Origin of the sequence: Clostridioides sp. ES-S-0006-03, assembly GCF_020662275.1 — a bacterium.
Taxonomy (GTDB): Bacteria; Bacillota; Clostridia; order Peptostreptococcales; family Peptostreptococcaceae; genus Clostridioides.
In genome coordinates this window covers 35769-49169 of the sequence record NZ_JADGMM010000002.1, presented here as the reverse complement: position 1 = coordinate 49169, position 13401 = coordinate 35769, and the positions used below count along the sequence as shown (strand labels likewise).

Below are 13401 nucleotides of genomic sequence, written 5' to 3'. Positions count from 1 at the left end.
GAATGGAGATTTGCATAATGTTGTCAAAAACTGAAATTAAATACTTTAATGATTGCGCTTCTGAGATACTTTCATCTGAAAAAGTACAACTTATGAGAACATTTCCTCATCATGGCAATGTTTCATGTCTTGAACATAGTTTATCAGTAGCATATTATAGTTATCTATTATGTAAAAAATTGCATTTAAATGTTGAAATTCAAAGCGTTATTAGAGGGGCTCTACTGCATGATTTTTTTCTTTATGACTGGCATTATAAAGGTGATAGAAAGGGATTACATGGTTTTACTCATCCTAAAGAAGCACTAAAAAACGCAAATTTATTCTTTCAAATAAATGAAAAAGAAACAGACATTATTTTAAAACATATGTGGCCACTTACTGTTAGACCTCCTAGATACAAAGAAGCATTAATTGTTTGCTTATTAGATAAATTTTGTTGTCTAGTTGAGACTCTAAGGATACACTCACTACTCTCTCCTTACCACATATAAAATAGGTCTTTGATATTGTTATAATTTAATTTAAAAAGAGGTATTAAGATTACATTTAACTTAATACCTCTTTATTAATTTATTATTTATTTTTGTCATATGCTTATAAAATATAATCTTATCCTTGATAACTTATTCTTCTTATAGAGATACTTACTACTTTAAATAATAACATACCAGCTATTAAGTTTATCAATATTGCTGGTACCACTGCTACCATAAATAACGCTGTGAATGAACCTCCAGGAAGACCTACTATAGCTTGAGCAACTAGTAAAAATAGAGTTCCACTTATAACTGTACCTACTGGGAATATTATTGTTGCAGCTATTAAATCTTGTTTTTTACTGTTCAATTTTTTCATAAATGGTAATTTATAAATTATATACATTATCATGAACATTATATTTATTGTAATAGTTTTATCAAGTATATTTGGAATCTGACCACCTGGGAATTTAGTTGTTAATGCTGCAAATATTCCTGTTACAATTCCTGCTACCAAACAAATCTTATAATCATCCTTATTTAGTATCATTATTATAAACATCATTGCTAGTGATATATCTGGTTGCATTGGAAGTCCTATAGCAGGTGTAAGTTGATGTATCAATAATCCCATAGCTAAAAGTATTGCATTTAAAGTTAATTTTTTTGTATTTGTTTTCATTGTAATATTTCCCCCTAATTTGTTTAATATTTATTTCATTTTCGTTCCAATTTTCCATATCATTCTCTTTAGCTTTAGAAGTTCATAACATCTCTCTCACCACCTTTTATTTTAAATTATATAATTTCTTTATTAATAGTTTTTGCAAAATAAAAAACTCCGTCCTAAATCAATAGGACGGAGATTATCCGCGTTGCCACCTAAATTATATAAAAAATAAGCTTAAAACTTAATTCTTATATATCTCATTATCAAGTACTTACATACCCTATTCGCTGTAACGTGCGACTGACGATAAAGTCTACTCTCATAAAAATATGATTTCAATTTATTCCTCTAAGGTCCATTCACTATATTCCTTCTTGCTAAGATTCCACCATCCTCAGCTCTCTATGTTGAAGCTAAACATAATTACTCTTCCTTGTCATAGGATTTTTAATTTGCTGTTGCTATTATAATATTCTAAATTTTTATAATTGTCAACTGTATTTTTTATTTTATTTAAAATTTACAAAAAGTGTAGAATAATTTTTATAAATGCTTTAAACTTTTATTTAAATATTGAATTAGGAAGGATGATATTATGTTTAGAGAAATGAGATTAAAAAAGAGAGAAATGACAAAAGAAGATACTATAGAAGTATTAAAAAATGGTGAATTTGGTACTTTTTCTACTATAAGTGAAAATGGCTATCCTTATGGAGTTGCTGTAAATTATGTATACTTTAATGATTCTGTATATTTTCATTGTGCAAGAAGTGGACATAAATTAGATAATATCTCAGCAAATAACAAGGTTTCTTTCTTAGTAGTAGCTAATGAAAGTGTTCTTCCAGATAAATTTAGTACTACATATGCTAGCGCTGTAGTATTTGGAAAAGCTTCAACAGTAGACAATGAGGAAAAGAAAAATGCTCTTATAGAAATAATAAAAAAATATTCTAAGGGCTTTATTGAAGAAGGTATGAAGTACATAGAAAAAGATATAAATTTGACAACTGTAGTTAAAATAGAAATAGACCATATTTCTGGTAAAGCTTCTCGTTTATAATAATCTAATACGATATAATAAAGTGGCTATATGTATGGTCACTTTAAATATATTTATTTATCATTATTTTTATTAATTGAAAATGCTCAAAACACTTTAAGAAACTTCCTCAATACCTATGTAGATACAACACAAAGTTACTTGTATCCAAGCTGACATAAATTTTTCCATACCCATATAAAAACTTGAAAATAATACAGTCATATATGTCAAATATCAACATAAATTACTTACTTTTTTTGCCATTAAAACTATCAAAAAAAGTAAGTAATTATTGAAAGAGAGGTTGAAAATAATTATGAAATTCAAGAAAAAACCAAAGTTTTTACTCCTCATTACATTTTTAATAATAACTATATTATCAACAGGAGCAACAGCTTTAGAAATCCATACATCATCACAAGTACATGGTGATAGTGATATCAGCAATAGAGGAAATTTCAATACCTCTGCTAATTCCAAGGTAGGTGCAGACTCACAAAAAAGCAGTGATAGCTTACCTCACAATGCACAAAACCTTAATGTTTCTTTAGACATCTGCAATGGAGGAGTAGAAATACTACCAACCTCATCCAACAAAATAATAGCAAATTACAACAACCAATACTACAATATTAAAATGATAGAACAAAACGGAAAATGGGTTGTATCTATATCAGGAAAAACAGCTAAAATGGGCAATTCTAGCTATGTTCAACTCCATATTCCAAATATAAAATGCAATATGGATGTAAATGTGCTTGATGGTAGCTTTAGTTATGATTTACCCGAAAATTGTATTGATGCAATAAATGTTACTTCAAAAGATTCAAGTATAGAATTTACTTCAAAAAATCAATACAAAAATAGCACTATTTCTCTATCCGCAACAGATAAAGAATTTCTTAAATATGGTCTAATTAATTATCCAGACTATTTTACTAAGATGAATAAAGGATTTGAATATAAGAATGGTACGAGAAAAAATCAAATTGACATTTCGCTAACAGGATTTACTAATGTTGATTTTAGAGATTAAAACATAAAAAATTGAAGACTTTAGCCTTCTTTTTCTTTGACTTTCTGTATTCATATTTATATTTTATTGTTTATTTTTCCTTTTGGATATGAGTACATATATCATAGCACTAGGTAAAATTGAACATATTACTCATCCACAAATAATAATTATAAGAACATTATTCTTTTTATTATTGACGTTATTTATACATTGTGATATTCTTTAAGCAAAACACCATTCTGTTTAAGGGAGGATTAAATAAATGGCACGAAAACCTATTTTAGAAGGTGGTAAAAGAGAAGAAATACTTAAATGCGCTTTACAGTTGTTTCTAAAAAACGGTTATGAAAGCACCTCTATTCGCATGATATTAAATGAGGTTGGTGGAGAAGTTGGAATGTTCTACCATTACTTTTCTTCCAAACAAGAATTATTTGATGAAGCCTTAAGACTCTTCATGAAAATGCAAGGAGAGCGAACTTCTAAACTGATGAGTCAGAAATCCGATAAGATTTCCCCACGAATGAGATTGGAACAACTTATAGAATGCTATGACAGCGGAATGGATGAATTTTCGAAATTATCTGATGGAGCTATTCATTGGTCAGTTTTATCATCTATTCACAGCTTAACCTTAGAAGCAATTCTGCCCTCTTTTAGGACAATGATTATTGAAATACTCAGATTAGCAGATAAAAAAGACTTAAGTGAGTCTAAATGGCTTGCGCCATTTGTACTAAAAGGTATCAGTGGATTATTACATGATAAATCATTTGCTGAATTAAGCAAAGAAAAACAGATGCTTTTAATTATAAATTTACTATGCAGAACTTTACAAGTTCCATATAGCTTGTTTGAAGAATAAGAGAATATCGACAATGAACATCTATGTATTAAAATTGAACAATGACATCAAAAGTATATCTGAGAGAAAATGGCATTAAAAACTGATATAAGATTTGGCACTCGTTATTATGAGTAAGCAAAGAAAACTGAGTTAAAAATATAGAAAACACCAACAACTCATAAAAATGTAGTGTTTATACGAGTTTTGGTGTTTTCCTTATTCTTGACTTGCATGAAAATATGATTGGCAAGAATGGGCTGGTATATACCACTCTTTCATGCTTGCCATTTTTAAAAACAGCAAAAATGATGTTTCGTAAAATATCTCAATAAGGCACATATAAATTATACCTACTCTGAATCATAACCCCATTACTGTTCTTCTTAAATACTGATTGAAATTACCATACTCAACTTTTGTCAATGTTTCTGGATAAGACATCAAAATTAACTGATGTCCATTGCATTCTTCATGGTATGGTGGGTGAATATGTTCAAAATCATTTACCTTATATCCAACCCTCTCATAAAAACCTTGTCGCTTGATGGAAATTTTATTAATGGGAGGGTCGATTTCTAGAATAACAGTTTTGCCTCGCTGGTTTAACAGCTCCAAAGCTCTTTTTCCATACTTTTTATTGCGCATTTCAGGATTGATACAGAAATGTTCCACGTAAATAAAATTCTCTGTTTCCCAGCATAAAATGATACCAACCATGTCGTTTTCATCATAAATTAAGTTAAATTGATATTCTTCATGACCCATAATTTCTGCTTGTAAAGATGGGTTTCTCTGTTCATGAAAAGGAAAACTTACATTGTATAACTTTATTGCCTCTAAATACAATTTATCTTCATATGTTCTTAGCCTCTCAAAGCGCATTTTGCTATCCTCCTATTATATAAAACAACCTTCGCACCACATCTTTTTAGTCTAATGAAACTCTAATTAGCTCTTATTTAGATTATAATATCTGTCCAAGTATAAAATGAATTGTAAGGTTAAACCATTGCTGAAAATATATCTATTTTTTATATATACTAAGACTGTTTAGATAATCTCTTATACCAAACTTAACATCATCACTTGGTCTTATATCAGAGTTATCTCCTGCTATATGAAGTATTCCATATGCTGGATGACCTCCTCTTACTGTACATGGAACTGATAAAAGCGTCATCCCCATATGTTGAGCAAATATATTCATTGATTGTAAAGCTAGTTCTCCTCCTCCATGTTGTGAACCTGCAGTAGCAAAACAACCAAATATTTTTCCACTTAAAGGTGCTCCTACCCATACATCAGAAAAACTGTCCATAAACATCTTCATTTGACCAGATACATTTCCATAATATGTTGGTGAACCCATAAATATTGCATCATAATCTAGTAATTCTTTTCCAGATTTAATTACATTTATACTTTCAAATTCATCTTTATGTTCCTTTGAATTTATCAAATAGTACTGAGGAAGTGTTTTTGCAACCTCATCACTTACTTTAAATATATCTACCTCTATATTCATTTCTTCAAGTACCTTTTTATACTCCCTTGCTAATAAATATGTACTTCCACAAACGCTATGAAAAATCACTGCTACTTTCATTTTTATCCCCCTAATCAAAATCAAATTTATTTTCTATATAGTGCTTTTATTATCAAGTACCATTAAATGATACTAAATGGATTTAAATATACATTACTTTTTATTGTTTCAATCTCTTCAAATTCATCCAAAAATCTCTTCATAACATGTTTAAATATATCTTCTGTATCAAAATGTCCACAATCTACTATACATATTCCCATATCAAGTGCATCTTGTGCCTCATGATATTTTACATCACCAGTTATTAGAACATCTGCGCCTTGTCTCTTAGCCTTTTTCACAAACTCAGAACCAGCTCCTGTTACAACAGCAATTTTTGTTATCTCGGTATTAAGACTTCCAACTACCCTTATATGCTTCATATTTAATTTTTCTTTTATTTTATTAGAAAGATTTTCTAATGTTGTACTTTCATCAAGTTTACTTATTCTACCTAATCCAAATGTTTTTCCTTTGTTTTCTAGCTTGTACAAAGCATAAGCAACTTCTTCATAAGGATGTGCATCTATCATAGAACTTATCACTCCACCTAAACGCTTCTGTGGTACTACAGTTTCAATTTTAACCTCATTTACACTTTCTATATCATTTATACTTCCAAGAAACGGATTTGAGCCTTCTAATGGCTTAAATTGACCTTCTCCTTCTATCGAAAATGTACAGTTACTATAATTTCCTATATGGCCTGCTCCTGAATTACTTAGTGCCTTTCTCAACACTTCTGAATAATTACATGGAACATATACTGCAAGTTTGTATAAAGTCTCATTTTCAGTGACATCTAAAACTTTTGAGTTATTAAATTCCATAATTTCCATGAAATAATCATTTAGACCATCAAATGCTATGTCAAAATTGGTATGCATAGAATAAAGGGCTATATCATTTTTAATGAGTTTTTGTATAAGTCTACCTTTTAAGTCTGCGCTATTAATCTTATTAATTTTTCCAAATATAAAAGGATGATGTGTAACAATTAAATCAACATTTTGAGATATAGCTTCATTGATTACATTTTCATTGGCTTCTAAGGATACCAGAATCTTCTTTACATCCATATCAAAATCTCCAACTATAAGACCTACATTATCCCAATCTTCAGCTAAGCTTAGAGGATACTTTTTTTCAATTTTTCTAGTAAGACTCTTCAGTAACATATTTACCTCCTATTTATTTTATTAAATTTTCAAGTTTTCTTATTGCTATTTTACTTTCTTCTCTCTTCCTATCTATTTCTTCTCCATGTTTACCTTCTAGTTGATTAACTATAGCACTATATGTTTTTATTTTTTTTTCTACAAAGTCATAAAAAAGAGAATCTTTATTTTCTAAAAGTTTTATTCCAACTTCAAACTGTATCTCATCTTCTATTATAGTATTTTTACCTGTATATTTGGCAACTATTATTTCATATATCCTAAAATCTTCTCTCACTAAAACCTCTGTTAAAATTTCATATCCGTTATTCAGAAGATAGCGTCTAAGCTCTTCTTGAGCCTGCATAGGCTGTAATATCAATTTTTCTATACTATGTGCTACTTCTTTTTTAGCTTCTAGAAGCTCACTTATCAATATACCTCCCATACCAGCAATTATTACTTCTTCAACTTCACCTATTTCTAGTACCTCTATACCAGAACCCAATCGTAAATCGACTTTCTCTAAAAGATTGTTCTGTATGACCTCTTTTCGTGCATTGTCAAGAGGTCCTTTATTAACATCTGCCAACACTGCAAATGGAACTCTTTCCTCCTTTAGCAAATAAACTGGTATGTATCCATGGTCCGTTCCTATATCAGCTATCTTTTTACCATCTGACACCAATGATGCTATTTTTAATAATCTATCTGTTAGTTTCAAAGATATATCTCCTTTCAATCTTTTTATTTGTTCTTGATTTTAAACTAAAACCAAGATAAAAAATAATATAAAATCTCTACCACAAAATAGCCATGAGATATCACTTATCCCATGGCCTTTATTGCAAAAACATTAATGATGTATCTTTTTAATCTAAATAATCTCTAAGTTTTTTTGATCTACTTGGATGTCTTAATTTTCTTAGTGCTTTTGCTTCTATTTGTCTTATTCTTTCTCTAGTTACATCAAACTCTTTTCCAACTTCTTCAAGAGTTCTAGCTCTTCCATCCTCAAGACCAAATCTAAGCTTTAATACCTTTTGCTCTCTATCATTTAATGAGCCAAGTACATCTTCTATTTGTTCTTTAAGTAAAGAATATGCTGCTGCCTCAGCTGGAGCTGGTGCATCATCATCTGGAATAAAATCTCCTAAATGACTGTCCTCTTCTTCGCCTATTGGAGTTTCTAAAGACACTGGGTCTTGAGCTATTTTCATTATCTCTCTTACTTTATCTTCTGTCATTTCCATTTCTTTTGCAATTTCTTCTGGTTTTGGGTCTCTTCCAAGTTCTTGAAGTAGTTGTCTTGATACTCTTATTAATTTATTTATAGTCTCTACCATATGCACTGGTATTCTTATAGTTCTCGCTTGGTCTGCTATAGCACGTGTTATAGCTTGTCTTATCCACCATGTTGCATAAGTACTAAACTTATAGCCCTTTGTATAGTCAAATTTTTCAACAGCTTTTATAAGACCTAAATTTCCTTCTTGTATTAAGTCTAAGAAAAGCATACCTCTACCTACATATCTTTTTGCTATACTTACAACTAGTCTTAAGTTCGCTTCAACTAATCTTTGCTTTGCTATCTCATCACCTTCATGCATTCTTCTAGCAAATTCTACCTCTTCATGTGGCTTAAGTAGAGGAATTTTTCCTATTTCTTTTAAGTACATTCTAACAGGGTCGTCTATACTTATCCCTTTTGGTAAAGATAAATCCACAGTTTCTATTTCTATTGCAGAAGAGTCCTCATGTGAAATTACTTCTGCATCTTCATCTATGTGGCTCATATTTAAATCGTCATCAGTAGCCGAAAAGTCTATATCAGCTTTATAGTTCTTTGTTTCTGTTATTTCTATTCCCAAATTACCTAAAGTTTCATAAAGATTTTCTACCTGATCCTTATCAAGTTCAGTTTCAGAAAAAGCTTCCATTATTTCTGCAAGCGTCAATGAACCTTGCTTTTTTCCTTTTTCTATTAGTGTCTTAGCGGTAACTTTTTTTAACTCTTTTTTATTCGACTTATTTTCCACACTCAAACCTCCTTTCTCTACAAGCTTTTTAAAATTTTATTTATCTCAACTATTTTTAAAGCAATTTCCATAACTTTACCATCTACCTCTTTCATATCATTATTATTTTCTAATTCCTGTTGTTCTTTCAACAAGTTATTAATTTGTTCTTCTAATGAGTTCTTTCTGATATTTGTTATTATTCCTTCTATTTCTTTTGTGTTCTCTAAGTTTATACTATTCAAAGAAATTGAATTTAATTCTTTTAAGTATTCTTCGGATATGTTTAAACTTTTCAATTTGTCAATAGTTATTTTGTCCAATTCTTGATTTTTAATCATGTAATTTAAAATTTCTTTACTTTCATTCAATAAAAAATCACTTTCTTCTACTTTAAGTAGAGCTATTTCTCTAATTTTTTTGTCTTCTAACATTATTTTTATTAGAGTTTCTTCAACTAATTGTTTTCCATCTTGTCTAACTTCGACTTTTTCAATTACTTTTTCTTCTATCTTTTTCTGGTTTTTATTATATGGCTTATTGTAGTTTTTACCATACACTTCCCTTTTTATAGACTCGACATTAATATCTATTTGATTACTTAAATATTTTGTATAAAAATCAATTTCTACAGGACTTGTCAATTGTTTTATAATCTTAGAAGCTTCTTTTGCAAACTTCACTCGTTCTTCATCTTTTTGAATATTGAATTCTTTTTTAAGATGATCTATTTTATATTTTATGTAGTGAGTAGAAACATCCATTGCCTTTTTATAATCACTAAGTCCGTACTTTCTTACAAATTCATCTGGGTCTTTAGAGTCTTTCAAATCCAAAACTTTTACAGTAATGCCTAATTTAATAAGTATATCTATAGCTCTTAAAGTCGCTTTTATTCCAGCTTCATCAGAGTCATAAGATATAATAGCAGTATCCGCATATCTTTTTATTAAAATACCTTGTTGTTCAGTCAAGGCTGTTCCAAGGGTTGCTACTACATTTCTTATACCATACTGATAAAGTGAAATTAAATCCATATATCCTTCAACTAAGACTATAGTTTTATTATCTAAATTTTTTCTAGCAAAATTTAGTCCATATAAGTTTTGTTTTTTATTAAAAATTAATGTGTCTGGAGAATTTAAGTATTTTGGTAAAGAATCATCTAGTACTCTTCCTCCAAATCCAATTATATTTCCTCTATAATCAAATATAGGAAACATAACTCTATTTCTAAATTTATCATAGCAATTAGTTCCATCTCTATTTCTTGCAATTAGACCGCACTCCAATAAATCTTGTTTTGTATACCCTTTATTAATAAGAGCATTCATAAGAGAATTCCATGAATCCAAAGAAAATCCTAGACCAAATTTTTTAATTATTTTATCATCTAATCCTCTAATCCTTAAATATTCATACCCAAGATTTTTACTTCCCAATAAGTTTGAAAGATAAAATCTAGCAGCTTCTGTATGAATATCTTGAAACTTTTTAGATTTCTCTATTTTCATTCTAGTTTCTTCATTCATGTTGGTATTAATTTCTATACCACATTTATTTGCTAAAATTTTTACAGCATCCATAAAATCTAAATTTTCCATTTTCATGACAAAATTTATCACATCTCCACCTTCACCACAACCAAAACACTTATAAATTTGTTTTGATGTATTTATATAAAAAGATGGAGTTTTTTCTCCATGAAATGGACATAATCCTTTATAATTAGCTCCAGATTGTTTTATATTCATATATTCAGATATTATACTTGCTATATCACATCTAGCTTTTATTTCTTCGATAACGTCTTTTATATCATTCATATTATCACCTTCTGGTGTAATTTTTTGTGTTAACATTTCTATTCTACACTATATTCTAAATTTGTCAATCACTCAATATACAGAATTCGACTTTTTTTATTGATATCCTTCTTATTAATCAAAAAATTTTTATTTTTTATGTTAATTACATCAATATTAGATTTTTATTTATGTCAAATAATCTAACTATTAAATTATATATCTATTATCTTATAAATTTACATCAAAACTATCACGAATAAAAAAGAGGCTCTTGCCTCTTTTTAATAAACACTAATTGATTTCATCAAATCTTCAAATTCATCAAAGCAGAGAGATTGAATCCCATCTGATAGAGCATTTTCTGGGTCTGGATGAACTTCTACCATTATTCCATCTGCTCCACATGCAAGTGATGCCATTGACATAGGTTTTACTAAATATCTAACTCCAGTAGCATGACTTGGGTCTACTACAACAGGAAGTCCCGTTTCTTTTTGAATAATCGGTACAGCCGCTAAGTCTAATGTATTTCTAGTATAATCATTGTATGTTCTTATACCTCTCTCACACATTATAATGTTACTATTTCCTTCTATTGCTATATATTCTGCTGCACCTATCCATTCAGTAATTGTTGATGCGATTCCTCTTTTTAACATAACAGGCTTATTTTGTTTTCCGATTTCACTTAAAAGAGTAAAGTTTTGCATATTTCTTGAGCCAATTTGAATTATATCACTGATACTATATAATTCATCCATATCTCTTATATCCATAAGTTCTGTAATAACAGCTATCCCAACCTCTTCTTTAACTGCTTTTAATATTTCAAGACCTTCTTTTTTTAATCCCTGAAATGAGTTTGGTGATGTTCTTGGCTTATATGCTCCTCCTCTTAAAATATTTGCACCATGACTTTTTACAAATTTAGCAGTCTTTAAAAGTTGCTCATAACTTTCTATTGCACATGGCCCAGCTATTACAAGTTTATCTTCTTTTACAGTTATTTCTTTATTATTTGTATTTATCACTATCTTTGAATTATCATTAAATAGGTTTTTTCTCATAACCTACAAGCTCCTTTACTTCTTCTATTTCTTTAGCAGATAGGAGATTTAAATATTCTTTTATTGATTTTTTATTTATTAAAAGTTCCTCATTCAAATCCATAAGTGGTATCAAAACAAAAGCTCTATCTTGAATCCTTGGATGTGGTATTAGTAATCTTTCATCAGTTGAAACTACATCATTAAAAAATAGTATATCTACATCAATAGTTCTTGGACCCCAATGTACTATTCTCTCTCTATGCAATTCTTCTTCTATTTTTTGACAATATTCTAACAACTCATAAGGTTCAAACTCTGTTTCTATCTCTACACACATATTTAGAAAATCTGCTTGTTCTGTATATCCCCATGGCTTTGTTTCATATAATTTTGATTCTTTTACTTCATATATAGAATCACTATCTCTCAAAAGTTCACATGCTTTTGATAGATTATCAAATCTATTGCCCATATTCGTCCCTATTCCCAAATAAGCCTTATTCATCTCTTGTTCTCCTTATCTCAACACCAAAGTAGTCATAAATTCCATTTACAGGAGCTTCTGGCTTTCTAACTCTAACCATAACTCCATTTACAAGGTTAAATTTATTTAAGACTTCTTCAGCAATGTTCTCTGCCAAAGCCTCCAAAAGATTAAATTGTTTATTTTCTGTAATATCCTTAACAACACTATAAACTTCAGCATAGTTTACAGATTTATTTATATCATCACTAAGTCCTGCTTCTCTTGAATCAACATAAAGTTCCATGTCGACAAAAAATTTCTGACCTAGAAAATTTTCTTCTTTAAGCACACCATGATATCCATAGAATCCTAGATTACTAAGTAATATTTTATCCATTATACTACACCTACTTTCTATATATTGCATCAGTCATTTTAGCTGCCATTAAATTTTCATAAACATCATGCACCCTAACTATATCTACACCATCTCTTATTCCAAGTACAGTAGTAGCTATTGTTCCTTCCAATCTCTTTTTAGGTTCAACTGGAAGTACTTTCCCTATTACTGATTTTCGAGATGTTCCAAGTAAAATAGGATAGTCTAATTCTTTCAATTCATTTAATCTTCTTAATACTTCTATATTTTGCTCAAATGTCTTCCCAAACCCTATCCCTGGATCAAGAACTATTTTTTCTTTTTTTACACCACAGTCTATTGCCATTTTTATGCTCTCTTTAAAGAAGTCCTTTATTGACTCCATTATATCTTTGTCATAGTTTGTCCCATCTTGATTATGCATTATACATACTTCTGCATCATATTTTCCTACTACAGAAGCCATATTCTTATCTCTTCTAAGCCCCCAAACATCATTTACCATAGTGACACCTAATTTTAGAGCTTCTTCTGCAACATCTGCCTTGTAAGTATCTATTGATATTGGTATATCTAATTCTTTTTTAAGTTTTTTTATCACAGGGATTACTCTTCTTAGTTCTTCCTCTGAATCTACATATCTATGACCTGGACGTGTAGATTCACCACCTAAGTCAATTATATCAGCACCTTGTTCAACCATTTCTTTTGCATGTTTTATTGCTATGTCTAAATTACTAAAGTCTCCTCCATCAGAAAAACTATCTGGAGTTACATTTAATATACCCATTATATAAGTTCTTTTACCATAATCAAACACAGTTAATGACACTCCCTTAAATTAAAATTTATATCTTATCAAACGATTTTTATC

The 13401-nt window shown here is 29.4% G+C and carries 15 protein-coding genes and 1 other annotated feature; of the genes, 4 read left to right on the top strand and 11 right to left on the bottom strand.

Going from position 1 to position 13401, the window contains the following annotated elements; genetic code table 11:
- Nucleotides 1-17 precede the first annotated feature (17 nt).
- Nucleotides 18-494, top strand: a complete 477-nt coding sequence (locus IR151_RS02360; protein ID WP_227432822.1) for an HD domain-containing protein — start codon at nt 18-20, stop codon at nt 492-494.
- A gap of 118 nt (nt 495-612) precedes the next feature.
- Here IR151_RS02360 and IR151_RS02355 read toward each other — a convergent pair whose 3' ends face one another.
- Nucleotides 613-1164 carry a tryptophan transporter gene (locus IR151_RS02355; RefSeq protein WP_227432821.1) on the bottom strand — a complete coding sequence of 184 codons (552 nt, stop codon included), beginning with the start codon at nt 1162-1164 and terminating at the stop codon, nt 613-615.
- 170 nt (nt 1165-1334) lie between these two features.
- Nucleotides 1335-1601 (bottom strand) — a binding site (T-box leader).
- A 146-nt stretch (nt 1602-1747) separates the two neighbouring features.
- Between IR151_RS02355 and IR151_RS02350 the strand changes: the two genes are divergently transcribed.
- The 3 genes from IR151_RS02350 to IR151_RS02340 all read left to right on the top strand — a co-directional run bounded on the left by IR151_RS02350 (nt 1748) and on the right by IR151_RS02340 (nt 4080).
- Nucleotides 1748-2215 (top strand): pyridoxamine 5'-phosphate oxidase family protein, encoded by a 468-nt coding sequence (locus IR151_RS02350; protein WP_227432820.1) that lies wholly within the window; start codon nt 1748-1750, stop codon nt 2213-2215.
- 298 nt (nt 2216-2513) lie between these two features.
- A complete protein-coding gene (locus IR151_RS02345; protein ID WP_227432818.1) occupies nt 2514-3233 on the top strand; it encodes a hypothetical protein in 720 nt (239 codons plus the stop codon).
- A 244-nt stretch (nt 3234-3477) separates the two neighbouring features.
- The gene (locus IR151_RS02340) at nt 3478-4080 is read left to right on the top strand and encodes a TetR/AcrR family transcriptional regulator (RefSeq protein WP_227432817.1); all 603 of its coding nucleotides are present in this window, start codon (nt 3478-3480) and stop codon (nt 4078-4080) included.
- A 342-nt stretch (nt 4081-4422) separates the two neighbouring features.
- On the opposite strand, the gene IR151_RS02335 is transcribed toward IR151_RS02340, so the two are convergent.
- The 10 genes from IR151_RS02335 to folP all read right to left on the bottom strand — a co-directional run bounded on the left by IR151_RS02335 (nt 4423) and on the right by folP (nt 13347).
- The gene (locus tag IR151_RS02335; protein WP_227432815.1) at nt 4423-4944 is read right to left on the bottom strand and encodes a GNAT family N-acetyltransferase; all 522 of its coding nucleotides are present in this window, start codon (nt 4942-4944) and stop codon (nt 4423-4425) included.
- 142 nt (nt 4945-5086) lie between these two features.
- Nucleotides 5087-5668 (bottom strand): flavodoxin family protein, encoded by a 582-nt coding sequence (locus IR151_RS02330; protein WP_227432814.1) that lies wholly within the window; start codon nt 5666-5668, stop codon nt 5087-5089.
- A gap of 62 nt (nt 5669-5730) precedes the next feature.
- A complete protein-coding gene (locus IR151_RS02325) occupies nt 5731-6828 on the bottom strand; it encodes a Nif3-like dinuclear metal center hexameric protein (protein ID WP_227432812.1) in 1098 nt (365 codons plus the stop codon).
- Nucleotides 6829-6841: 13 nt separating this feature from the next.
- Nucleotides 6842-7531, bottom strand: a complete 690-nt coding sequence (locus IR151_RS02320; protein ID WP_227432811.1) for a tRNA (adenine(22)-N(1))-methyltransferase — start codon at nt 7529-7531, stop codon at nt 6842-6844.
- A gap of 148 nt (nt 7532-7679) precedes the next feature.
- A complete protein-coding gene (rpoD, locus tag IR151_RS02315) occupies nt 7680-8846 on the bottom strand; it encodes an RNA polymerase sigma factor RpoD (RefSeq protein WP_227432810.1) in 1167 nt (388 codons plus the stop codon).
- Nucleotides 8847-8863: 17 nt separating this feature from the next.
- The gene (gene dnaG, locus IR151_RS02310) at nt 8864-10651 is read right to left on the bottom strand and encodes a DNA primase (RefSeq protein ID WP_227432809.1); all 1788 of its coding nucleotides are present in this window, start codon (nt 10649-10651) and stop codon (nt 8864-8866) included.
- Between the two features lie 263 nt (nt 10652-10914).
- The gene (gene aroF, locus IR151_RS02305; RefSeq protein WP_227432807.1) at nt 10915-11700 is read right to left on the bottom strand and encodes a 3-deoxy-7-phosphoheptulonate synthase; all 786 of its coding nucleotides are present in this window, start codon (nt 11698-11700) and stop codon (nt 10915-10917) included.
- Entirely contained in the window at nt 11681-12187 is a 507-nt protein-coding gene (gene folK / locus IR151_RS02300; RefSeq protein ID WP_227432806.1) for a 2-amino-4-hydroxy-6-hydroxymethyldihydropteridine diphosphokinase, read from the bottom strand. The genes aroF and folK overlap by 20 nt, the downstream gene beginning before the upstream one ends.
- Nucleotides 12180-12545, bottom strand: coding sequence for a dihydroneopterin aldolase (folB, locus tag IR151_RS02295; protein WP_227432804.1), 366 nt, complete (start codon nt 12543-12545; stop codon nt 12180-12182). The genes folK and folB overlap by 8 nt, the downstream gene beginning before the upstream one ends.
- 10 nt (nt 12546-12555) lie before the next feature.
- The gene (folP, locus tag IR151_RS02290) at nt 12556-13347 is read right to left on the bottom strand and encodes a dihydropteroate synthase (protein ID WP_227432802.1); all 792 of its coding nucleotides are present in this window, start codon (nt 13345-13347) and stop codon (nt 12556-12558) included.
- Between the last annotated feature and the right edge of the window lie 54 nt (nt 13348-13401).

Coding starts and splice junctions, on each gene's coding strand:
- IR151_RS02350 (WP_227432820.1), top strand. CDS start 1,748: ATGTTTAGAGAAATGAGATTAAAAAAGAGAGAAATGACAAAAGAAGAT.
- IR151_RS02355 (WP_227432821.1), bottom strand. CDS start 1,164: ATGAAAACAAATACAAAAAAATTAACTTTAAATGCAATACTTTTAGCT.
- IR151_RS02360 (WP_227432822.1), top strand. CDS start 18: ATGTTGTCAAAAACTGAAATTAAATACTTTAATGATTGCGCTTCTGAG.
- folB (WP_227432804.1), bottom strand. CDS start 12,545: ATGGATAAAATATTACTTAGTAATCTAGGATTCTATGGATATCATGGT.
- IR151_RS02340 (WP_227432817.1), top strand. CDS start 3,478: ATGGCACGAAAACCTATTTTAGAAGGTGGTAAAAGAGAAGAAATACTT.
- IR151_RS02345 (WP_227432818.1), top strand. CDS start 2,514: ATGAAATTCAAGAAAAAACCAAAGTTTTTACTCCTCATTACATTTTTA.
- aroF (WP_227432807.1), bottom strand. CDS start 11,700: ATGAGAAAAAACCTATTTAATGATAATTCAAAGATAGTGATAAATACA.
- IR151_RS02325 (WP_227432812.1), bottom strand. CDS start 6,828: ATGTTACTGAAGAGTCTTACTAGAAAAATTGAAAAAAAGTATCCTCTA.
- IR151_RS02330 (WP_227432814.1), bottom strand. CDS start 5,668: ATGAAAGTAGCAGTGATTTTTCATAGCGTTTGTGGAAGTACATATTTA.
- IR151_RS02335 (WP_227432815.1), bottom strand. CDS start 4,944: ATGCGCTTTGAGAGGCTAAGAACATATGAAGATAAATTGTATTTAGAG.
- folK (WP_227432806.1), bottom strand. CDS start 12,187: ATGAATAAGGCTTATTTGGGAATAGGGACGAATATGGGCAATAGATTT.
- dnaG (WP_227432809.1), bottom strand. CDS start 10,651: ATGAATGATATAAAAGACGTTATCGAAGAAATAAAAGCTAGATGTGAT.